We start from the raw sequence: 20,971 nt of genomic DNA, 5'->3' as shown, positions 1-20,971 counted from the left end.
AGGCAATGCCCTCTTTGTCAGATCTCACCAACAGAGTAAAAGCACGGGCTGCCTGTTTTGCAGAAAAACAGTGTGGGCGGCACAACAACCGATGGCCGCCCCAATTACTGACCGGCGTTTACCCTGTCTGATCAGGCATCCTGGTTGTCAGCGGCAGAACCGTTGACAGCAACATGGACGTCAGCCACATTCGGCTCCGGTTGCCCGGTCAGTTTTGCCAGTACGCTGCCCAGTTTGGCACGCATATCCGGACGACGTACGATCATATCAATCGCACCTTTTTCGATCAGGAACTCACTGCGCTGGAAGCCCGGCGGCAGTTTCTCGCGCACGGTTTGCTCGATAACGCGTGGACCGGCAAAACCGATCAGCGCTTTCGGCTCAGCGACGTTGATGTCGCCCAGCATCGCCAGACTGGCAGAAACACCGCCCATGGTCGGGTCAGTCAGCACAGAAATGTACGGCAGGCCGCGTTCCTGTAATTTCGCCAGTGCAGCACTGGTTTTCGCCATCTGCATCAGCGACATCAGCGCTTCCTGCATACGGGCACCGCCACTGGCAGAGAAACACACCAGCGGACAGTTATCTTCCAGCGCCTGCTCAACGGCACGCACAAAACGCGCACCCACCACGGACGCCATTGAACCGCCCATGAAGGCAAATTCAAATGAAGCCACCACGATTGGCATGCCGAACAGCGTGCCTTTCATGACGACCATCGCGTCTTTTTCGTTGGTTTCTTTTTGTGCCGCAACCAGACGATCTTTGTATTTCTTGGAATCTTTAAACTTCAGAACATCTTTAGGCTCAAGCTCGCTGCCTAATTCAACCTCACTGCCCTCGTCCATGAAAGTGGCCAGACGCATACGCGCGGTAAGACGCATATGGTGGTCGCACTTAGGGCACACCATGAGGTTGCGCTCAAGCTCGGCGCGGTAAAGTACCTGCCCGCAGCTGTCGCATTTAGTCCAGACGCCCTCAGGAATACTTGCCTTACGGGTTTGCGAGTCGGTGCTCTTACTAAGAATTCGTTCAATCCAGCTCATCGATAACCTTTCTGTTTGAACCCGGCCGAAGCCAGTCCGCTGTTCATGCTGTAACAAGTCCCCTGAAACCTACCCAAAATCACCTGTGCGCGGCATGATAAAAAACCTCACACACCGCGTCACAGAAGGGTTGTTCGCAGGAACAGACCATAAATTGTCGCTCATTAAACCATAACGGCCAGACACTGTGGATAAAAAACTGGTCTTACCCTCGGGTTTAATGCCTTAAATTTTAACGCGCTTGCGTAAAAAAACGTCAGGGATTACTCCTGCTGACGCTTTTCTTTTGCGGCTGCGCGTTTGTGCCGCCAGATTTCAACCACCCCCGGCAGGATGGAAACCACAATGATTGCCACGATCAGTAATTTCAGATTTTCCTGAACAATCGGCAGATCGCCGAAAAGGTAGCCAGCATAGGTAAATAACAGCACCCAAACCAGCGCCCCAATCACGTTATAGGCCGCAAAATGGCGGTAAGACATATGCCCCATACCGGCCACGAACGGCGCAAACGTGCGGACGATCGGCACGAAGCGCGCAAGAATAATCGTTTTGCCGCCATGTTTCTCGTAAAACTTATGCGTCTTGTCTAAATAACTGCGACGGAAAATCTTTGAGTCCGGATTACTGAACAGTCGTTCACCAAACACCCGTCCGATAGTGTAGTTCACCGCATCCCCGAGGATCGCCGCGACAGCCATCAGCAATGCCATCAGATGGACATTCATATCGTTGCCCGGCAACGCCGCCAGCGCACCTGCCACGAACAATAAGGAATCGCCCGGCAGGAAAGGTGTCACCACCAGACCGGTTTCGCAGAACAAAATCAGGAACAAAATCCCGTAAACCCAGACGCCATACTGTGCAACCAGTTCCGCCAGATGCACATCAATATGCAGAATGAAATCTATGACAAAGTGAATAAAGCCCATCAGTTCCTCCACCTCTTCCTGGTCAAAAAACGCCGTTGTGAATAAACGTTAATGCAACAATCGCTAAAAATGTCCCTTAATCTTCCAGGAACAGTGGCCCCATATTTACCTGAGGTAATGAAAATTTTTCCGGATAATCAACCGAGACCAGATACAACCCCTCCGGTTTCCCGGTAGCGGCGGCAAGGTTACGATCTTTCGCTGCCAGCAGGTCGCCCATCCAGCTCACCGGCTGATTGCCCGCGCCGATTTCCACCAGGCTGCCGACAATATTGCGCACCATGTGATGAACAAAAGCGTTAGCTTTGATATCGACCACCACATAGTTGCCGTGACGGCTGACATTCAAATGCATCACGTAGCGCCACGGCGTGCGCGACTGGCACTGCGATGCGCGAAAAGAGGTAAAGTCGTTCTCCCCCAGCAACGCCTGACCGGCAAGCTGCATTTTCTCCACATCGAGCGGCATATGAACGTGGGTCACGCCGGTATGCAAAATCGCTGAGCGGTAACGGTTGTTATAAATAACGTAACGGTAGCGGCGGGCGGTGGCGCTGAAACGGGCGTGGAAATCTTCCGCCACGTTCGCGCACCAGCGCACGGCAATATTTTTCGGCAGATGGGTATTCACCCCCATCGTCCACGCCGCATCTTTACGCAGCACCGGCGTATCAAAGTGCACCACCTGTCCGGTCGCGCTGACACCGGCATCCGTACGACCGGCGCAGAACACCACGATCGGCGTATTCGCGACACGGCTCAGCGCCTTTTCCAGACATTCCTGCACGCTGGCGACGCCCTGCTGACGCTGCCAGCCAAAGTAGGCACTGCCGTCATATTCCACGCCTAACGCCACACGCCCGGCAACCGGTGCCGCGCTGATGTCAGCGATCACATCTTCGGACATAATCAGTACCAGTACTCGTTAATCAGCTTCTCTGCGGTTTCCACCGCCATCAGGGCACCGCCGAAACGCACATTGTCGGCCACTGACCAGAATTGCAGTAACTCAGGAATGCCGTAGTCATTACGGATACAACCGATGCTCAGGTTGGCATTGCCGGACGCATCGCTGACCTGCGTCGGGAAATCATCTTCATCGCTGAGATTAATGTCATCAATTTGTTCCAGTTCGGTGCGCGCTTCATCGGCAGACAGCGGGCGCAAGCCTTCCAGATGCACCACCTGCGCGTGACCGTAGAACACCGGCGACTGCACGCAGCTGACCGAAATCGGCAGGCCATCGTCCTGCAACACTTTGCGCACCTGATCCACCAGCCGGCGTTCCTGACGCACACTGCCCTCTTCATCACTGACCAGCGGTAACAGGTTGAATGCCAGTTGTTTGCTGAAAATACCTTCTTCTGCCGGAATGCCGTTCAGCAGGCGGGCACTTTGTCCGGCCAGATCGTCAACGGCCGCTTTACCCAGCGCCGAAACGGACAGCAGCGACGTGACGTGCAGACGGGACAAACCGGCCTGTTCGGTCAGCGGTTTGATGGCCGTCAGCAACTGACTGGTCAGGCTGTCGGCCACAGCCACGATATTACGGTTGCGGTAATGAGACAGCGCGTCAGGGTTCACGCCCGGCACCACCAGAGGAATGTCATGCTCAAGGGAGAACAGGCCGCTGCTGTCGATCACCAGACAACCCTGATTTGCCGCTTCTTCGGCATACAACGCTGAAGCCTCAGAGCCTGCGACAAAGAACGCCAGCTGAACCTGCGACCAGTCAAATTCAGACGCCTGCTGCACGCGCAGGCTTTTACCGTTAAAACGCACGGTCTGACCGGCGCTGCGTTCACTGGCCAGCGGGAAGAGCTCACCAACGGGGAACTGACGATCAGCCAATAATTCCAGTAACGCATCACCGACTGCGCCCGTTGCGCCAAGCAGCGCAATATTCCAGCCATCAGACATGTTGGTATTCTCCAGAAATAAAAGTACAAAATACAAAGGGGCGGTGAAACTCACCGCCCGGCTATCAGAGTAATATTGCGTGAATGTACAGTGAAAAGATTCAGGCTGGCTTAACTCAACCTAACTGGCTGTTAAAGCCCAGTTTTTTCAGCACATCCGCAGTCGCTGCATCGTCGCATATCACCCGTAAAGAGGACCACTCACGACGTTCTTCATAGAACTTACGCAGCTTGTCGAATTCGCCCGGTTTACCGGCGACACGGCGCAAAGGCCGGTCATCGCGGCGCACATCATACACTAAGTGAATAAGACGCAGCAGTTTGGCTTCGCTCAGCGCGCCACTCAGGGTCACTTCGGCAAATTCAGGCGCAGGGAGCAAGGATTCCAGCGGCACGGTTTGTGGCTGACCGATAAACTGGCTGAATGCTTCGAACACCTGCGTGGTGCCGCGGGCTTTGCCTTCCAGGCTGTAACCGGCGATGTGTGCCGTACCGATAGCCACTTTATCCAGCAGCGCCAGCGATAAATCTGGTTCCGGTTCCCAGACATCCAGCACGGCGGTCAGTTTTTTACTGCCGTTCAGCGCCTCGAGCAGCGCGGCGTTATCCACCACTTCGCCACGGCAGGCGTTAATCAGAATGCGGTCAGCGGGCAGACGCGCCAGTAAATCTGCATCCACCAGATGATGCGTGGCATACGGGCCGGACATATTCAACGGCGTGTGGAACGTCAGAATGTCTGCTTCAGCGACCAGTTTTTCCAGCGGCCAGAATTCACCGGCATCACCGCGATCGGCGCGTGGCGGATCGCACAGCAACGTGCGTACACCGAGTGCTTCAAGACGCGCATTCAGGCGCGAGCCGACATTCCCCACGCCGATGATCCCGACCGTTTTATCGCGCAACTGGAAACCGTCGCGTTGCGCGAGGATCAGCAGGGATGAGAAAACGTATTCCACTACCGCAATCGCATTACAGCCCGGCGCGGCGGAGAAACCAATCCCGGCGCTGGCCAGCCATGCATCATCCACGTGATCGGTTCCCGCCGTGGCGGTGCCGACAAATTTCACCGGTTTTCCCGCCAGTAAACTTTCGTTCACTTTGGTTACAGACCGCACCATCAGCGCATCGGCGTCATTCAGGGCATCTTGCGGAATAGGACGGCCGGGCACAGCCTGCACGTTACCCAGACGGCTAAAAAGCTCGACGGCATACGGCATATTTTCATCAACCAGGATTTTCACGTTTGTCTCCGGCAGCATGGCCTAAAGAAAGAATAGAAAATAAAGAGGGCATTGATTTTGCCACGATACCGGGTCAGATCCCAACTTTCAGGGCACAGGTTTACCTGTCGTTACGAAAACGCTGCGGTGTGGTACCGGAAACCTGCTGAAACATAGCGATAAAGGCAGACGACGAGCTGTAACCCAGTTCGAGTGAGATATCCTGCACCGTCTTCCCCTGCTCAAGCAATGAGATGGAATGCAGAAAACGCAGCCGCTGACGCCACTGCGCAAAGCTCATCCCCAGTTCCTGCTGGCATCGCCGCGACAATGTCCGTTCGGTGGTATACACCTGCGTCGCCCAGTGCGCCAGCGGCGTATTATCCGCCGGATTCTTTTCCAGCGCGCTCAGGATCGGAGCCAGTAATTTATTCTCTGACGTCGGCAGATAGGTGTTCTGACGCGGTGCCAGACTGATCTGATCGAGCAACACGCGGCACATGCGCAAATCCGCCTCACTCTGCGGCTCGGTCATGTTTCGCGAGAAGCAGTCATCAGCGATGGCATTAAAAATGGCCGTGGGCGTCAGCAGACAAGGTTCGGCAGGCAGATGGGTGTCCAGTTCCGGCGCAATATCGATGGCACAAAAACGGGTTGTTTTGCGGTTATAACTGGAATGCTCCACGCCCGCAGGCACCCAGATAGCGAATTCACGCGGGGCCAGATAACGCTGACCGGCCACCAGCATGGCCAGTACGCCGGATTTGACGCAGATAATCTGGCTCCAGGGATGCGAATGGCGCACATACTCCGAATTCCCCTCAACGATTTCGCCGCGAAAAAGCAGCGTAACCGGCATCTTTTCGGGTAATGGCGGATAATAACGGGGTGAGGAAGAACGTGGCGAACGCATAAAAACCTTTTTGTCTGTGAGCCGCACGGGATTGTCCGGATTGCACGACGTATTGTCTGATTATCGTTATATCTAACAAACAAGACAATCGTACACTGACGTGACGATTTACTGAGGAATATTATGTCATGAATGTGCTCTTTCCCCTGCTCGCCGTCCTGATCTGGTCACTGAACGCGGTGGTCAGTAAAGCCTCGGCCAGCGCGATTGATCCGGCTGCCATTTCGTTTTACCGCTGGCTGCTCGCCCTGCTGACGCTGACTCCGTTCATTTTGCCCGGTGTGCTGCGCAACCTTCAGGCGATAAAACAATACTGGTGGAAACTGCTGATCCTCGGCCTGCTGGGCATGGTGCTTTATCAGAGTCTGGCCTATTACGCCGCCCACAGTGTCAGTGCGCTGTTTATGGGGATCCTCAACTCGCTGATCCCGCTGCTGACCGTGCTGATTGGTCTGTTTGTGCTGAGCGTGGTGCCGACCGTCGGCGTGGCGTTGGGCAGTATGATTTCTCTCGGCGGGCTGGTCTGGCTGGTCAGTGCCGGTGATCCAGCGCAACTGCTGCAACACGGGATTGGCACGGGTGAGCTGATGATGTTTGCCGCTTCGGCGTCCTACGCATTGTATGGCGTGCTGACCAAACGCTGGGCGATCCCGCTGCCGAACTGGCAGTCGTTATATGTGCAGATCATTTTCGGTGTGTTACTGCTGCTGCCGAATTTCCTGATGGCGAAGGATGTCAGCCTGACGGTACACAATATTCCGCTGGTGTTGTTCGCGGGGATCCCGGCCTCGATCATTGCGCCGTTTTTATGGATCCAGGGCGTTATTCGTCTCGGTGCCAACAAAGCGTCCATTTTCATGAACCTGTCGCCGATTTTCACCGCCGTGATCGCGGTGTTGTTCCTGCACGAGCAGTTGCACAGCTACCATCTTATCGGCGGGGGTATCACCCTTGCCGGGGTGATCCTGGCGCAGCGTTTGCGTAAACCGCTGTTCAGCCGCGCCGTCCCTGCGGAACAAAAAAATCCCCGCTAAATCCTCGTGCCATCTTCCGAAAAGAAGATGGCACTTGCCTGTTTTCTGCTTTCGCGCCCCGCCAGACATTTTTATCTGCCGTTTTAGGAAACAATCTCCCGAAGAATCTTACTCAGCCTGCTATTCACGGTGTCGATTAATACACTTTGCAGGTATGATGAGCCGCTTCCGCGCTCTGCGCCGTGCTTTTTACTTTTCATTAAGTTCAGGCAACGTTTTAAATTTCCAGCGAAGGACGGTGATATGCAACCTTTGAGCGGCCCGGGCATGCCGGTTGGCGACAACAGAACACAGCCCCAGGGTCAGACCGTTCCGGTTAAAACAGGCGCTGAACTGCCGTTAACGCCGGTACAGCGCACCACGCTGGAAAAACTGATCGTCAAACTGATGGCGCTCACGCCGATTAAATCGGCTGAGATCTGGGCGAATTTGCGCCACGACCTGGCGCTGCCCCATGGTGCAGAAATCACCTCGCAGCAGTTCCCGCAGGCCGAAACGCTGTTGCAGGGGAAACTCACGCAAGCGCAGGACAGCCATGCCTCGCGCCAGCTGATGTTGCAACTGACCGAACTGCTGCCGCAGGGCAATAACCGTCAGGCGGTGAGTGACTTTATACGCCAGAATTTCGGACACACCGTGCTCAGCCAGCTGACGCATCCGCAGCTGCAACAGGTGCTGGATCTGATCCAGACCCGTCAGATGAATATCCCGCAACCGCAACAGACGCCGGTGACCGATCGTCCGTTGCTGCCTGCCGAACATAACAGCCTGCAACAGCTTGTCACGCGCCTCAGCGCGGCTACCGGCGAAGCACCGGTAAAAGTCTGGCAGGCGCTGTTTACGCTGGTGGGTGTGAAGGTGGGCGAGCCAATACCGGCGAAGCATTTTCAGGTGCTCAGCCAGTTTTTGCAGGTAAAAGCCTCGCTCAGCCAGCAGACGACGCCACCGACGCTGACAACGCTGCTGAGTGTGCTCAAACAACCTGCCAGCACGCATGAAATCCATCAGCTGACGGAATATGCGGAAAACCGTTTCAGCGCGACATTATCCACGCCGCTGACGCCGGTTCAGGTAAGCGATCTGATTGGTGTGCTGTTCAGCCAGCGGGTTGACCGTTCACCGCGTGCGGATGAAACCGACGATACATTCACGACCGTGTCGCGCACCGACCCGCAACCAATCATGAATCCGTTCATCGCGATGTTGCCGCCCTCCATGCAGGCGATGGGCGGCAAACCGCTGCTGTTTATTGCGTTCGTGGTGGTCGTGCTGCTGTTGTGGTTACTGTTTTAAGCGCGACTTTCAGCAACCGCACTCCTGCGGTGCCTGTTCCGGCGCATACTGTCCGCGTTCTTCACCTGTTGCCAGCGGGTGCTGATCGCGGATCCAAAAATCCAGCCCGCCAATCATTTCCTTTACCCTGAACCCCAGTTTTGCCAGCTTGTACGCGCCCTGCGTCGAGCCGTTGCACCCGATGCCGTCACAATAGGTCACATACACCACGTCTTTGCTCAGCTCGCGGGTGCTTTCTGCCGTCATATGTTTATGCGGAAAACTGACCGCGCCGGGCACATGACCGCGTGCATAATGTTCAGCAGAACGGGTATCAATAACCACAATGCCTTCGATGCCGTTTTGTAAATCCGCCGCGACATCCGCCGCATCGGTATAAAAACTCAGTTTGGACAACAGATACGCGGCGCTGATTTCCGGTGACGGCGGTGCAAATCCCAACACATAAGACGCCTGTTGCATAAACGCTTCCTCATAAAGTGATGTGTCTGAAAACAGTTTCATCATCGCTGTTTTTGGTCTTATGATTAATGCCAATTTCCGGTTAACACTAAGACCCATTATGCCCGCGCAGCCCCAGCCACCGGCTCTGATTACGCTTTTTGAAAATACAGCGACCACGGCAGGTCTGCGTGACAGGCTGTGTGCCGCGTTGCGGCAGGCCATCAGCAGCGGAGCACTGACGGCCGGAGAGCGTCTGCCCTCTTCCCGTCTGCTGGCCTGTGATCTGAATCTGTCGCGAGTCACGGTTGAGGCGGCTTATGCGCAGGTGGAGGCGGAAGGTTATCTTCAGCGTCATACCGGCAAAGGCACCTTTGTCAGCCAGTCGCTGCCCCGCGCGCCGTCTGCACGCAAAAGCAAAGTCGTCAAACCCGGTCTGGCGAGAATATCAGCCAGAGGGCAGAAAATTGTCGCCACCGGCGGATGCCGTGACCCGCAATCCCCCGTCGCCTTTGCCGCCGGTTCGCCCGACCTTCGCGCTTTTCCGCTGAAAATCTGGAAACAGATGACCGCCAGACAATTACGTGTTGAGGGAGAACGTCTGCTGGGTTATGGCGATCCGCAAGGGTATTTGCCCCTGCGTGAGGCGCTTGCCCGTTACCTGCAACAGTCGCGCGGGGTGAGCTGCACCGCCGCGCAAATCCTGATCACCACCAGTTCGCAACAGGCATTACAGTTACTGGCGATGCTGCTGATTGATCCGGCGGATAGCGTCTGGCTTGAGCAGCCGGGGTATCCCGGTGCGCGCAATGCGTTTGCCAGCGCCGGCGCCGACATTTGCGCCATTCCGGTGGATGATCAGGGAATGGCGCCGGATCCCGCATTCCCGGTTCCGCGCCTGATATACCTGACGCCTTCGCATCATTACCCGACCGGCGTCAGCCTGAGTCTGCCCCGCCGCTTACACCTGCTTGAGTTTGCCCGGCGGCACGGCAGCTGGATCATTGAAGACGATTACGACAGCGAATTGCATTACGACGGACGGCCGCTTCCCGCCATGCAGGGGCTGGATAAACATCAGCAGGTGATTTATCTCGGCACCTTCTCGAAAGTGCTGTTCCCGTCATTACGGCTGGCCTATGCCGTTTTGCCGCCTGCACTGGTGGCTCCGATGGTCACATTGCGCACGGTGAATGACGGCCACTCTTCACAGCTGATGCAGGCGGTGACCGCCGAATTTATGCACACCGGCCATTTCACTTCTCACCTGCGTTTTTCGCGTCAGCTTTATCACAGCCGCCGCGATCATCTGCTGGCACAGATTGGGCAGAAAATTGACTGGCTGATACCTCAGGTGTCAGCCGGAGGATTGCAACTCGCCGCTCATCTGCCTGCCGGACAAGAACAGTATTTCAGCACGCTTGCCGCACAGGCGGGCATTGAGACTCCGCGTCTTTCGCCGCTGTTTACCGGCAATGGCGGTTCACCGGCGCAGCATCAGGATGGCTGGCTGCTCGGCTTTTCGGCCTTAACGCCGTCTGAAATCACCACCGCAGTAAACCGGCTAGCCTCGCTGAAAGTGCCTGCTATTTCGCAAACAATGCCAGCAGCAACCAGCCAGCCCCGCCGCTGAACAACAGGAACGGGAAGGAGTAGTAGTGAAAACGGAGCCAGATTTTTTTGTCACCCGCCATGCGCAGTGCGATCAGGTTGGCCAGCGATCCTATCGCCAGCCCGAAACCCCCGGCATTCACGGCGTAAGCCAGCAGCGGGCCGGACGGTAAATAGTTGATCATCAGGATCGTCGCCGGCACGTTGCTGATCACCTGCGAAAGCCCGATGCTGAGAAGATAATGTCCGTAATCCGGCAGCCCGTGAATATGGGTAAACGCAGGCTGCAAGGCGTGCAGCCCGACCAGCAAACGCACATCGATAAACATCACAATAAACACCAAAATCAGCGGCCAGTCGATACGCAGCAGAACGTTACGCGCCAGCAGTAAAAAGCACACCACTACCGCCAGCAGGCCATATAACGCATACCCCAGATCCACGCAGGCAATAAACGCCACATACAGCACCACGCAACTGATCAGCAGACGTTTCTTAAACGGATACCCCTGATTATTCTCCAGCTTTTTCAGGCTGTGCGACGGAAAACACCACCAGGTCACCATGAATAAGGCGGCCAGGGTCACCAGCGCCAGCGGTGCCATCTGCCCGATGAAATGCAGGAATGACTGACCGGACTTATTCCATAACAGGATATTTTGCGGGTTACCGATTGGCGTGAGCAGCGAACCGGCGTTCACCGCCAGCGCTTCAAAGATGATCAGCCGCGTCACCGGCAGCGACGTCAGTTTTTTCAGGGTAATGGTCAGCGGAATAACGATAAACAGCGCGACGTCATTGGTCATAAAGGTCGACAGCACCGCCGCCGCACTCACCAGGAAAAGCGCCAGCCGCCGTTCATTGTTGATGGCGTTAATCATCTTGCGGCCAACAAAATCAAAGTAGCCGCTGACCTCCACGCCCTTGGTCAGCATCAGCAAACCCAGCAGCGTGACGATAGTGTTCCAGTCGACAAACTGCGGAAACTGCATGATTTTCGCAGGCTGGAACAGTGTCAGAATGACGCCAAGTATGATTAACAGATGCAAAAATCTGTCACGTAAAAAAGGCTTAAAGACTGAGCCGAGTGCCGCCATCAACATGTTTTTTTCTTCGCTGATCAGAATGCGCTGACGTTACCCGAAGAAATTCGCCGCTGCCAGCGAATAACATCGATCAGCAGGAAAATCAGCAGGCTGATGCCCATCACCGGTAATGAAATCGCCAGCCCGAGCGTGATGACAAACACCGGACATTGCAGGCTGAACGGGAGCGATGTCCAGGTTTGCAGCAGCGTCACCGCCGGATTGCTGCCGTCGTTGCTGACGCTTCTGCGCAGCCACCACAAGCGATATCCCCAGGCAATCATCACGCATAATCCGGCACCAAAAATCACCAGAATGGCCTGATTCCAGACGCCGAATAAAATCCCCATATGGGCATCGACGCCCCAGCGGGTCAGCTTGGCGAGCAGCGGAAAATCAGCAAACCGCACGTGATCGACAATCTGCATTGAGCGGGGATTCACCGAAACCGCATCTACCTGCGTCGGCCAGCGGCGATCGACTTCCGTCACCGTCCAGGCTTTTCCTGCATCCCCGGACGGACGGATTTCAATCTTATCTGCCGTGATGCCAGACTCCCGCGCCGCCTGAAATACCGCGTCGAAAGTCTGTGCGGAAACCAATACCGCAGGCATTGCGTGCGCGGACATGTCCATGCCGGGCATACCGGCCATCTGCGCATGATGCTCCGCATGTTCGTCAGCCGGTGCTGCCACTGTTTGCCCGTCCAGACGGGTGTTCACCGCAGGGGTCATCCAGCCCATGTACGCGCGCAGTACGCTGATATTGTCCCCCGCCCATTGTGACCAGGTCAGACCGGTGGCCGAGAAGAACAGCAATCCGGCGAGTAACAACAGGCCGAGCGTGCTGTGCCAGCGGCGGCTGTGCTGCTGTTTTTCCACTTTCCCGCTGACCTTACGCAACTGACGGGGTTGGCGCCGACCGGTAAACCAGAGCACCACACCACCCAGCGCCGCCACCCATAACCATGACGCGGCCAGCTCGCTGTAAACGCGTCCCGCATCGCCGAGTAACAGGCCGCGATGCAAATCGTCCAGCCAGGTACGGAACGGCAGAATGCCGCTGGTGCCGTACACCGTCATATCGCCTTTCGCCGCCAGCGTGACCGGATCGATGAAAATCGCCCGGGTTTTGGATGCCCCAAGTTGCGGATCAGAAAACATCACCCGCGTGGTCTCCCCGGCAGACGGTGCCGGTCTGATGGCATAAATCTGCTTCTCCTGACCGGCCACTTTTTGCGCCGCATCCACCTGACGTGATAACGGCTGCGCGGTGCCTTCTGAGCGGGTAAACAGCGCATCAGCATAGAGGTAATTTTCGAACTGAGGCGTCAGCACATACAGGGTGCCGGTGAGTGCGGCGACAAAAATAAACGGCCCGACAAACAGACCAATATAGAAATGTAAGCGGCGCAACAGCGCCAGAAAAGCCGCCTGCGCAGGCAGTTTTTTAGCCGGATAGACAGGTTGGTTCATAAATACGGATCCCAAAATTTCAAATAGCACGCCGTCAACCGCTGTCAGTCTGGCGGTTAACCTGAAGATAAATGTTGTATTACGCGGTTATGAAAAAACGGGCGGTGCGCGGGGTTGGGAATCCGTGAAGAACAGTGAAGGGATAAGACGTTGTATGAGTGCACGCGGAGGGGCACGGCTGGAGAAATCCAGTGACCACAGCATCGGCATAGCCTGTAAATCAAGCATCGGCAGATGCACCAGCAACACGCAATATCCGCAGGCGGCATCGCTCATGTCACCGGCAAGCAGCGCCTTAACGGCATCGTGCGGCGCGGATTGACAGGTTTGCTTGTCGCAATGTTCCATCGATGATGAGTGATGGCCTGACATATTCATGTCAGCCATATCTGCGTCCGGCATCTCCATGTCCATATCGGACATCATCATGCCGGGCATCATCATATGCTGCGCACCCTCTGCCACCCGTGATTTGGAAATCACCGGCGCAATAAACAACATCAGTATCGCCACCATCCCGAGCCAGGCCGGGAAGTGCAGGTGTCGATGATGGATGTGTCTGAGTGAGAGCATTATGTCAACAAGGTGAAAATAAGAAGCGGCGAAATTGTACCTGAATTGTAGAGAAACATATCCAAAATCATTCGAGTTGCATCAAGGCGGCTTGAAGGATGATGGATACAAAAAAGCCCGCTCGGAAGCAGGCTTTTATTCAGGTATTAACGACGGAGATTATTTGTCGTTTTTCAGCTTACGCATGACCAGCGTGGCGTTGGTGCCACCGAAGCCGAAGCTGTTAGACATCACCGTCGTCAGCTCGCGCTGAGTCGGTTTAGTGATGATGTCCATGCCTTCTGCCTGCTCATCGAGGTTTTCGATGTTGATGCTTGGCGCGATGAAGCCGTGCTCTGCCATCAGCAGGGTGTAGATCGCTTCCTGAACGCCAGCGGCACCCAGAGAGTGACCGGTCATGGCTTTGGTGGAAGACAGTGCCGGGGTTTTATCGCCGAACACTTCACGGATAGCACCCAGTTCTTTCACGTCGCCGACCGGAGTTGATGTTCCGTGCACGTTAACGTAGTCGATTGGGGTATCCAAGCCGTTCATTGCCATTTTCATGCAACGCACTGCGCCTTCACCGGATGGTGCCACCATGTCTGCGCCGTCAGACGTTGCGCCGTAGCCAACGATTTCTGCGTAGATGTGTGCGCCACGGGCCAGAGCGTGTTCCAGCTCTTCGACAACAACCATACCGCCGCCGCCTGCGATAACGAAACCGTCACGCGCTTTGTCGTAGGTACGGGAAGCTTTGTCTGGAGTTTCGTTGTAGCTGGTGGACAGTGCGCCCATGGCATCGAATTCACACGCCATTTCCCAGCACAGTTCTTCACCACCACCGGCAAACACCACATCCTGTTTGCCCAGCTGAATCATTTCTACCGCGTTACCGATGCAGTGTGCAGAGGTGGCGCAGGCAGAGCTGATGGAATAGTTAACACCGCGGATTTTGAACGGGGTCGCGAGGCAGGCAGACACGCCAGACGCCATCGCTTTGGTCACCATGTAAGGACCCACGCCGCGCAGCCCTTTGGCGCGCATACCGTCGGAACCCGCAACCTGGTTGCGTGGAGAACCGCCGCCGGAACCAGCGATCAGGCCGGTACGTTCGTTGGAGACCATTTCAGGGGTCAGACCGGAGTCTTCAATCGCCTGCTGCATGGACAGGTAAGCGTAGATCGAGGCATCACTCATGAAACGCACAATCTTACGATCGATAAGGCCTGCGGTGTCTAATTTGACATCACCCCAGACGTGACTACGCATCCCGGCATCTTTCAGCTCTTGCGAGAAGGTGATCCCAGAGCGACCTTCCTGCAGAGATGCAAGAACTTCCTGCTTGTTGTTACCGATGCTCGAGATGATACCCAGGCCAGTAATCACTGCACGTTTCATTTAATACCTCTTGTACTATTCACCATTTGGGATTTCGTCACGCACTCTAGCGTACAGTTGTACGCCGAACAAGTCCGATCAGCAATTCCTTGTGTAAATCGTGGTAAATTTGCGCAGGGTCAAACGCAGCGTTAAACTCCGGCATCGCCTTGAACTGAGAGAGTTTCACGTGAGCCATAACCCGATCACGCCCGCTGAATTAAGCTGGAACGAACAGGGTACACCTGTTTCCCGACATTTTGATGACGTCTATTTTTCCAATCAGAGCGGCCTGCTGGAAACCCGTCATGTTTTTCTCAACGGCAACCATTTTCCGGCGCGTTTTGCCGGTCACACTCGCCCGCTGTGCATCATCGCCGAAACCGGTTTTGGCACCGGTCTGAACTTTCTGTCGCTGTGGCAGGCCTTTGACGCCTTCCGCGAAGCACACCCAGACGCCACGCTGCAACGTCTGCATTTCATCAGCTACGAAAAATTCCCGTTATCTGCCCGTGATCTGGCGACAGCGCATACGCAGTGGCCCGAACTTGCCGCGTATTCCGCGCAGCTTTGCGAACAATGGCCGATGGCCTTTTCCGGCTGTCACCGCCTGTTACTGGCAGGCGGACGCATCACGCTGGACCTGTGGTTCGGTGATGTGACTACCCTGCTTCCGGCATGTGACACCAGTATGAATCAGCAGGTTGACGCCTGGTTTCTCGACGGCTTTGCCCCGTCCAAAAACCCGGATATGTGGACGGAAGATTTATTCCGCTCTATGGCGAAAATGACCCGTCCGCAAGGCACCTTTGCCACCTTCACCGTGGCCGGTTTTGTCCGCCGGGGATTGCAGGACGCCGGTTTTGACATCGGTAAGGTGCCGGGGTTCGGCGAAAAACGGCATATGTTAGCGGGCGCGTTACCGTCAGGCATTGACGTACCTCATCCTGCGCCGTGGTATGCGCGACCGGCAGCAAAAAATGCCACAGAATTTGCGGTAATCGGCGGCGGTGTGGCCAGCGCCGTGTTGTCACTGGCGTTACTTCGCCGTGGTTACGCAGTCACGCTGTATTGCGCTGATGAAAAACCGGCGCTTGGCGCTTCCGGTAACCGTCAGGGGGCGGTATATCCGCTGCTCAATGGACGCGGCGACACGCTGGAAAACTTCTTTGCTCATGCCTTCACTTTCGCCCGCCGCCAGTATGCGCAGCTCGAAAAGTGGGATGTGCCTTTCGACCACGGCTGGAGCGGCGTCACGCAGCTCGGCTATGACGAAAAAAGTCAGGGCAAAATTGACGGCATTATCAGCGGCGGCTGGCCGGAAGATCTGGCAAAAGGGCTGACGGAAGAAGACGTGGAGGCGTTGTGCGGATTGCCGTGCGGCAGCGGCGGCGTGACCTATCCGCTCGGCGCGTGGCTTTGTCCGGCACAGCTGACGGCTTCGCTGATTGCGCTGGCCGAAACACAGGGTTTAACGGTGCATTATCGCCAGCGCGCGACAACGTTAAATTACGACGCAGAGTCTCAGTGGGCGCTGACCTTTGCCGACGGCCATGTTGCGCGTCATCATGCGGTGGTGCTGGCCAACGGCGCGGACATTACCGATTTCAGTCAGAGTGAAAAACTGCCGGTTTACGCGGTCAGCGGTCAGGTTTCGCATATCCCGACCACTCCGGCGCTGAGCAAGCTGAAACAGGTGTTGTGTTACGACGGGTATATGACGCCGGTCAGCCCGCAAAATCAGCATCATTGCATCGGTGCCAGCTATCACCGCGCAGACAAATGCACGGATTACCGCGACGATGATCAGCAGCAAAACCGCCAGCGTCTGATCAGCTGCCTGCCGGAACAGCAATGGCCGTATGAGGTGGATGTCAGCGAAGGCGAGGCGCGAAATGGTGTGCGTTGCGCCACCCGTGACCATCTGCCGATGATCGGTTCGGTGTCGGATTACGATGCCCTGCTGGAAAGTTATAAAAAGCTGGATCTGGACATTCAGCGTCATCGCCCGATTGCAGAAGCGCCGGTCTATGAAAACCTGTTCCTGTTTGGCGCACTCGGCTCACGCGGCCTCAGTTCTGCCCCGCTCGGCGCAGAAATTCTGGCGGCGCAGATAGCCGGTGAACCGATACCTCTGGACAGCGACACGCTGGCGGCGCTGAACCCGAACCGTATGTGGGTCAGAAAACTGCTGAAAGGCCGCCCGGTCGAATCACATTAATCCGTCCCTTCTCAGGCAATAAAAAAGCGCAGCCGGTTAACCCGTCGCTGCGCTTTTTTTTACTGAAAAGAGATTACTGAGGGAGAGATGCCTGATAGAGATTTTCCCACATCCCCTGCACCAGAAGCTGATCGCGCGGCGACAGTTCACCGGCTTTGATGGCTTTGTCCAGGCCGTCCTGAACACGGAGTTTCAGCGCTTCGGCGGTGTGTTCACCGTTTTCTTCCGCTTCTGCCACGGCAACGGTCAGATGGCCCCGCAGATAACCACTGGCAAACAGTTCGTCGTCACTGGCGCTTTCGACCATATCGTCGATCAGCGTTAAAATCCGCGTTTCAAATTCTGCGATCATTACTCTTCCTCTCGTATCCGGTATTTATTCAATCGGCTGCAACGCCGGGAAGTCCGCAGGCGTCAAAGGGGGCGTATTGTAAAACGATTGTAACGCGTTAATAAAGCGCGCCGGTCTTTCAGGGATGCCTTGCTCCAGCATACGCAACACTTCTTCACGCACTTTATTCTGAAAACCCACGCGGTCCGGCTCGCAATCGCCGCTCAGGTTGTCGCAACTGACATTGAAACGGAAACCTGCCGCCGCGCAGAACAACCATTCGTAAGACTGGGGTTTGATTTCGACTTTCTCGAATTCACTTTGTGTTTGCGCATCGCGGCCGTCCGGGCAATACCAGTAGCCGAAATCCACTCGTTTACGACGCTCAGCACCGGCCACGCACCAGTGGGAGATTTCATGCATACCACTGGCGTAATAACCGTGCGCGAACACAATGCGGTTAAAGGATTCCTGTTCATCGGCAGGCAGATAGATCGGCTCGTCGTCGCCTTTGACTAAGCGAACGTTGAATTCCTCAAAGAAGCAGGAATCAAAAATGTCGATCAATTGATGATAGTTATGTGTTGCAGTCGAATCTGACATAAAAGCTGTGAAACTCAGTAAGTGAGAAAGGGCGACAATATACCCTTGTTTAAACACCCGATTTCATGACCTCAGGCAAGCATTTTGCTGCTCCTGACATTATAAATGCAGGCTTAACCAGTGCATGATTTCAGTGCCGTGATTATCATAAATTAACTTACAGCTCATCACGACGGAAACGGCCACCACCATCGGGCGGATCATCTTCTGGCCTTTACTCAGCACCATCCGCGCGCCCAGCCGTGCGCCGATAAACTGCCCTGCCATCATCACAAAACCCAGCACCCACACCACTTTGCCGCCCAGAATGAAAAATAACAGGCCACCAAAGTTGGAGGTGAAATTCAGCACTTTCGCATGCGCCGTGGCTTTTGCCAGATTAAACCCGCATAAGGTCACGAAAGCCAGTGCGTAGAAAGACCCGGCACCGGGGCCGAAAAAGCCATCGTAGAAACCGACGCAGCCCCCCGCCACCAGCGCATACGGCAGCGCATTCAAACGTCTGGCGCGATCGCTTTCACCCAGACGCGGTGTCAGCAGGAAATACAAGCCGATGCAGATGATCAGCAGCGGCAGAACCTGACGCAGCATGTCGGCGCGCAGATGCTGGATCAGGATCGCGCCGATCACCGAACCGACAAAGGTGCAGGCGATATTCAGCTTCTGATCATTGAGATCCACCACCCCGCGCCGCACAAAGTACAGGCTGGCGGAAAAAGACCCGCCTATCGATGACAGTTTATTGGTCGCAATCGCCTGCGCCGGAGGAACCCCCGCCGCGAGCAAGGCAGGCAGGCTGATCAACCCGCCGCCACCTGCTATGGAATCAATGAAACCGGCAAAAAGTGCAACGAAAAATAAAACAACCAGAACCCACGGGGCAACAATCAACCAGTCCATTTTCTGTCAGCTCGCTATGCATGGCGAAGAGTAAGTGAAACCTGTTAAAGAACGTGTTTATCCAGCAGCGCCTGACATGACGGCGGCAGCGGAGGCGGCTCTTTTTTCACCGGCTTGCCTGTCGAAGGCTTCGGAGGCAGGAACCAGCTTTGCAGTTCCGCACCACAGCCATCTCCCGGCGGCGGCGGTGCCTGGTTTTCACATTCCAGATTACCGACCGGGCAACGCAGACGTACGTGCATGTGCGCACGATGACCAAACCACGGACGCACTTTATGCAGCCATTCGCGATCCGTTCCGGCATCAAGGCAAAGTTGCTGTTTGATGGCCGGGTTGACGAAAATCCGCACCACGTCTTTATCCTGCGCCGCCATTTTGATCAGCGTTTCGATGCGTGGCTGCCACTGGCTTGCCACAATGGATTTGCCATTGGCGCTGACCAGATCGATAGGTTGCGGCCTGAGCAGCATTTGCTCACTCCAGCGCTGACGCGGCAGTTGCAGCCAGATGTCCACATCCAGCCCCGACTGATGGCTGGCATGACCGCTGCTGAATCGGCCGCCCGCAGGCATCGCCATATCGCCGATCAGCATGGTGCCCAGCCCTTTTTGCTGCGCCTGCGTGCCGAGACGGGTGATGAACGCCAGCAAATCCGGTTGCCCGAAATAGCGGCGCTGATCGGTGCGCATCACCTGATAATCAGGCGAATTCAGCGGCAATGGCTGCGCGCCTACCTGACAGCCATTGGCATAACTGCCAATGGCCTGCGGGACACCGGCAACCGGCTGGGTGATTTTCTGCCACGGCGTGGCCGCCATCGCAGGGGCGCACAGTGCAAGCGCCAGAAAACTGGCGCAGACAGCACGAAACACAGGAAGCGTACGTGAGGATTTCATCGGTTGGATTACCAGCGTGGCACGGTGGAATGAACGTCGCCGTTCTGAGCGCGCTGACGCAGCAAATGATCCATCAGCACGATCGCCATCATCGCTTCAGCGATCGGCACCGCGCGGATACCGACACAGGGATCATGACGGCCTTTGGTGATCATCTCTACCTGCTCACCTTCACGGTTGATGGTGCGACCCGGAACGGTGATGCTGGACGTCGGTTTCAGCGCCAGATGGGCAACCACCGGCTGACCGCTGCTGATCCCGCCGAGAATGCCTCCCGCGTGATTGCTTTCAAAACCGTTCGGTGTGATTTCGTCACGATTCTCGCTGCCGCGTTTGGCAACCACAGCAAAACCGTCACCGATTTCCACGCCTTTCACCGCGTTAATGCTCATCAGCGCATGCGCCAGATCGGCATCCAGACGGTCAAACACCGGCTCGCCGAGACCGACCGGCACGTGATCCGCCACAACCGTGATTTTGGCACCGATGGAATCGCCTTCTTTTTTCAGCGCGCGCATCAGTTCGTCCAGCGCTTCCAGCTTGCTTTCATCCGGGCAGAAGAACGGGTTGGTTTCGACCAGATCCCAGTCTTTCAGCTCGCAGGTGATATCGCCCATCTGGGACATATAACCGCGCACCTTAACGCCGAATTTTTCCAGCAGGTATTTCTTCGCCACGGCACCCGCCGCCACACGCATGGCGGTTTCGCGGGCAGACGAACGACCGCCGCCACGGTAATCGCGCACGCCGTATTTCTGCTCGTAGGTGTAATCCGCATGTCCCGGACGGAACACGTCTTTGATGGCACTGTAATCCTGCGAACGCTGATCGGTATTCTGGATCACCAGACCGATGCTGGTGCCGGTGGTCACGCCTTCAAACACGCCCGACAGAATTTTCACTTCGTCGGCTTCGCGGCGTTGCGTGGTGTAACGCGAAGTGCCCGGACGACGACGATCGAGATCGTGTTGCAGGTCTGCTTCGGTCAGCGCAATGCCCGGCGGCACGCCGTCAATAATACAGCCCAGTGCCACACCGTGGGATTCGCCAAAAGTGGTGACGCGGAAAAACTGCCCAATACTGTTCCCTGCCATCACGGCTCCTTAACCATTATGT

The 20,971-nt window shown here is 55.9% G+C and carries 20 protein-coding genes; 4 read left to right on the top strand and 16 right to left on the bottom strand.

Annotation, left to right across the window (positions count from 1 at the left end):
- Nucleotides 1-131: 131 nt before the first annotated feature.
- The 6 genes from accD to EDF78_RS08625 all read right to left on the bottom strand — a co-directional run bounded on the left by accD (nt 132) and on the right by EDF78_RS08625 (nt 6,033).
- Nucleotides 132-1,046, bottom strand: a complete 915-nt coding sequence (accD, locus tag EDF78_RS08650) for an acetyl-CoA carboxylase, carboxyltransferase subunit beta (RefSeq protein WP_095922868.1) — start codon at nt 1,044-1,046, stop codon at nt 132-134.
- Between the two features lie 263 nt (nt 1,047-1,309).
- A complete protein-coding gene (locus EDF78_RS08645) occupies nt 1,310-1,978 on the bottom strand; it encodes a DedA family protein (protein ID WP_095925182.1) in 669 nt (222 codons plus the stop codon).
- Nucleotides 1,979-2,054: 76 nt separating this feature from the next.
- A complete protein-coding gene (gene truA, locus EDF78_RS08640; protein ID WP_131694019.1) occupies nt 2,055-2,885 on the bottom strand; it encodes a tRNA pseudouridine(38-40) synthase TruA in 831 nt (276 codons plus the stop codon).
- Between the two features lie 2 nt (nt 2,886-2,887).
- The gene (locus EDF78_RS08635) at nt 2,888-3,898 is read right to left on the bottom strand and encodes an aspartate-semialdehyde dehydrogenase (RefSeq protein ID WP_095922870.1); all 1,011 of its coding nucleotides are present in this window, start codon (nt 3,896-3,898) and stop codon (nt 2,888-2,890) included.
- A gap of 115 nt (nt 3,899-4,013) precedes the next feature.
- A complete protein-coding gene (gene pdxB / locus EDF78_RS08630) occupies nt 4,014-5,141 on the bottom strand; it encodes a 4-phosphoerythronate dehydrogenase PdxB (RefSeq protein WP_095922871.1) in 1,128 nt (375 codons plus the stop codon).
- Between the two features lie 100 nt (nt 5,142-5,241).
- The gene (locus tag EDF78_RS08625; RefSeq protein ID WP_131694020.1) at nt 5,242-6,033 is read right to left on the bottom strand and encodes a helix-turn-helix transcriptional regulator; all 792 of its coding nucleotides are present in this window, start codon (nt 6,031-6,033) and stop codon (nt 5,242-5,244) included.
- 128 nt (nt 6,034-6,161) lie between these two features.
- On the opposite strand from EDF78_RS08625, the gene EDF78_RS08620 reads away from it, so the two are divergent.
- Both EDF78_RS08620 and flk read left to right on the top strand, forming a co-directional pair.
- Nucleotides 6,162-7,067, top strand: a complete 906-nt coding sequence (locus EDF78_RS08620; protein ID WP_133822926.1) for a DMT family transporter — start codon at nt 6,162-6,164, stop codon at nt 7,065-7,067.
- 243 nt (nt 7,068-7,310) lie between these two features.
- A complete protein-coding gene (gene flk, locus EDF78_RS08615; RefSeq protein WP_095922874.1) occupies nt 7,311-8,360 on the top strand; it encodes a flagella biosynthesis regulator Flk in 1,050 nt (349 codons plus the stop codon).
- A 9-nt stretch (nt 8,361-8,369) separates the two neighbouring features.
- Here the strand turns inward: flk and EDF78_RS08610 are convergent, their stop codons facing one another.
- Nucleotides 8,370-8,822 (bottom strand): rhodanese-like domain-containing protein, encoded by a 453-nt coding sequence (locus tag EDF78_RS08610; protein WP_133822925.1) that lies wholly within the window; start codon nt 8,820-8,822, stop codon nt 8,370-8,372.
- Nucleotides 8,823-8,922: 100 nt separating this feature from the next.
- On the opposite strand from EDF78_RS08610, the gene EDF78_RS08605 reads away from it, so the two are divergent.
- Nucleotides 8,923-10,434 (top strand): PLP-dependent aminotransferase family protein, encoded by a 1,512-nt coding sequence (locus tag EDF78_RS08605; RefSeq protein ID WP_133822924.1) that lies wholly within the window; start codon nt 8,923-8,925, stop codon nt 10,432-10,434.
- On the opposite strand, the gene EDF78_RS08600 is transcribed toward EDF78_RS08605, so the two are convergent.
- The 4 genes from EDF78_RS08600 to fabB all read right to left on the bottom strand — a co-directional run bounded on the left by EDF78_RS08600 (nt 10,388) and on the right by fabB (nt 14,925).
- The gene (locus EDF78_RS08600; RefSeq protein WP_133822923.1) at nt 10,388-11,515 is read right to left on the bottom strand and encodes an SLC13 family permease; all 1,128 of its coding nucleotides are present in this window, start codon (nt 11,513-11,515) and stop codon (nt 10,388-10,390) included. The two genes, EDF78_RS08605 and EDF78_RS08600, sit on opposite strands and share 47 nt — an antisense overlap.
- Nucleotides 11,516-11,532: 17 nt before the next feature.
- The gene (locus tag EDF78_RS08595) at nt 11,533-12,972 is read right to left on the bottom strand and encodes a PepSY-associated TM helix domain-containing protein (protein WP_133822922.1); all 1,440 of its coding nucleotides are present in this window, start codon (nt 12,970-12,972) and stop codon (nt 11,533-11,535) included.
- An 87-nt stretch (nt 12,973-13,059) separates the two neighbouring features.
- On the bottom strand, nt 13,060-13,545 hold the full coding sequence (locus EDF78_RS08590; RefSeq protein WP_133822921.1) for a DUF2946 domain-containing protein: 486 nt from the start codon (nt 13,543-13,545) through the stop codon (nt 13,060-13,062).
- Between the two features lie 159 nt (nt 13,546-13,704).
- Nucleotides 13,705-14,925, bottom strand: coding sequence for a beta-ketoacyl-ACP synthase I (gene fabB, locus EDF78_RS08585; protein ID WP_133822920.1), 1,221 nt, complete (start codon nt 14,923-14,925; stop codon nt 13,705-13,707).
- Nucleotides 14,926-15,094: 169 nt separating this feature from the next.
- Between fabB and mnmC the strand changes: the two genes are divergently transcribed.
- A complete protein-coding gene (mnmC, locus tag EDF78_RS08580; protein WP_133822919.1) occupies nt 15,095-17,125 on the top strand; it encodes a bifunctional tRNA (5-methylaminomethyl-2-thiouridine)(34)-methyltransferase MnmD/FAD-dependent 5-carboxymethylaminomethyl-2-thiouridine(34) oxidoreductase MnmC in 2,031 nt (676 codons plus the stop codon).
- 73 nt (nt 17,126-17,198) lie between these two features.
- Here the strand turns inward: mnmC and EDF78_RS08575 are convergent, their stop codons facing one another.
- The 5 genes from EDF78_RS08575 to aroC form a co-directional block, all read right to left on the bottom strand.
- Nucleotides 17,199-17,477: a YfcL family protein gene (locus tag EDF78_RS08575; RefSeq protein WP_013574543.1), complete on the bottom strand. Its 279-nt coding sequence runs from the start codon at nt 17,475-17,477 to the stop codon at nt 17,199-17,201.
- Between the two features lie 24 nt (nt 17,478-17,501).
- On the bottom strand, nt 17,502-18,059 hold the full coding sequence (locus tag EDF78_RS08570; RefSeq protein WP_131694026.1) for an elongation factor P hydroxylase: 558 nt from the start codon (nt 18,057-18,059) through the stop codon (nt 17,502-17,504).
- A gap of 99 nt (nt 18,060-18,158) precedes the next feature.
- A complete protein-coding gene (locus EDF78_RS08565) occupies nt 18,159-18,959 on the bottom strand; it encodes a sulfite exporter TauE/SafE family protein (RefSeq protein WP_119822594.1) in 801 nt (266 codons plus the stop codon).
- A 44-nt stretch (nt 18,960-19,003) separates the two neighbouring features.
- The gene (gene mepA, locus EDF78_RS08560) at nt 19,004-19,777 is read right to left on the bottom strand and encodes a penicillin-insensitive murein endopeptidase (protein WP_119822980.1); all 774 of its coding nucleotides are present in this window, start codon (nt 19,775-19,777) and stop codon (nt 19,004-19,006) included.
- 86 nt (nt 19,778-19,863) lie between these two features.
- Nucleotides 19,864-20,949, bottom strand: a complete 1,086-nt coding sequence (gene aroC / locus EDF78_RS08555) for a chorismate synthase (protein WP_095922887.1) — start codon at nt 20,947-20,949, stop codon at nt 19,864-19,866.
- Nucleotides 20,950-20,971: the final 22 nt, after the last annotated feature.

Origin of the sequence: Rahnella sp. BIGb0236 (assembly GCF_004364755.1) — a bacterium.
In the GTDB taxonomy this organism is placed as follows: domain Bacteria; phylum Pseudomonadota; class Gammaproteobacteria; order Enterobacterales; family Enterobacteriaceae; genus Rahnella; species Rahnella victoriana.
Note: the sequence above shows the minus strand (reverse complement) of the source record. Positions and strands in the feature narration are given on the sequence as shown.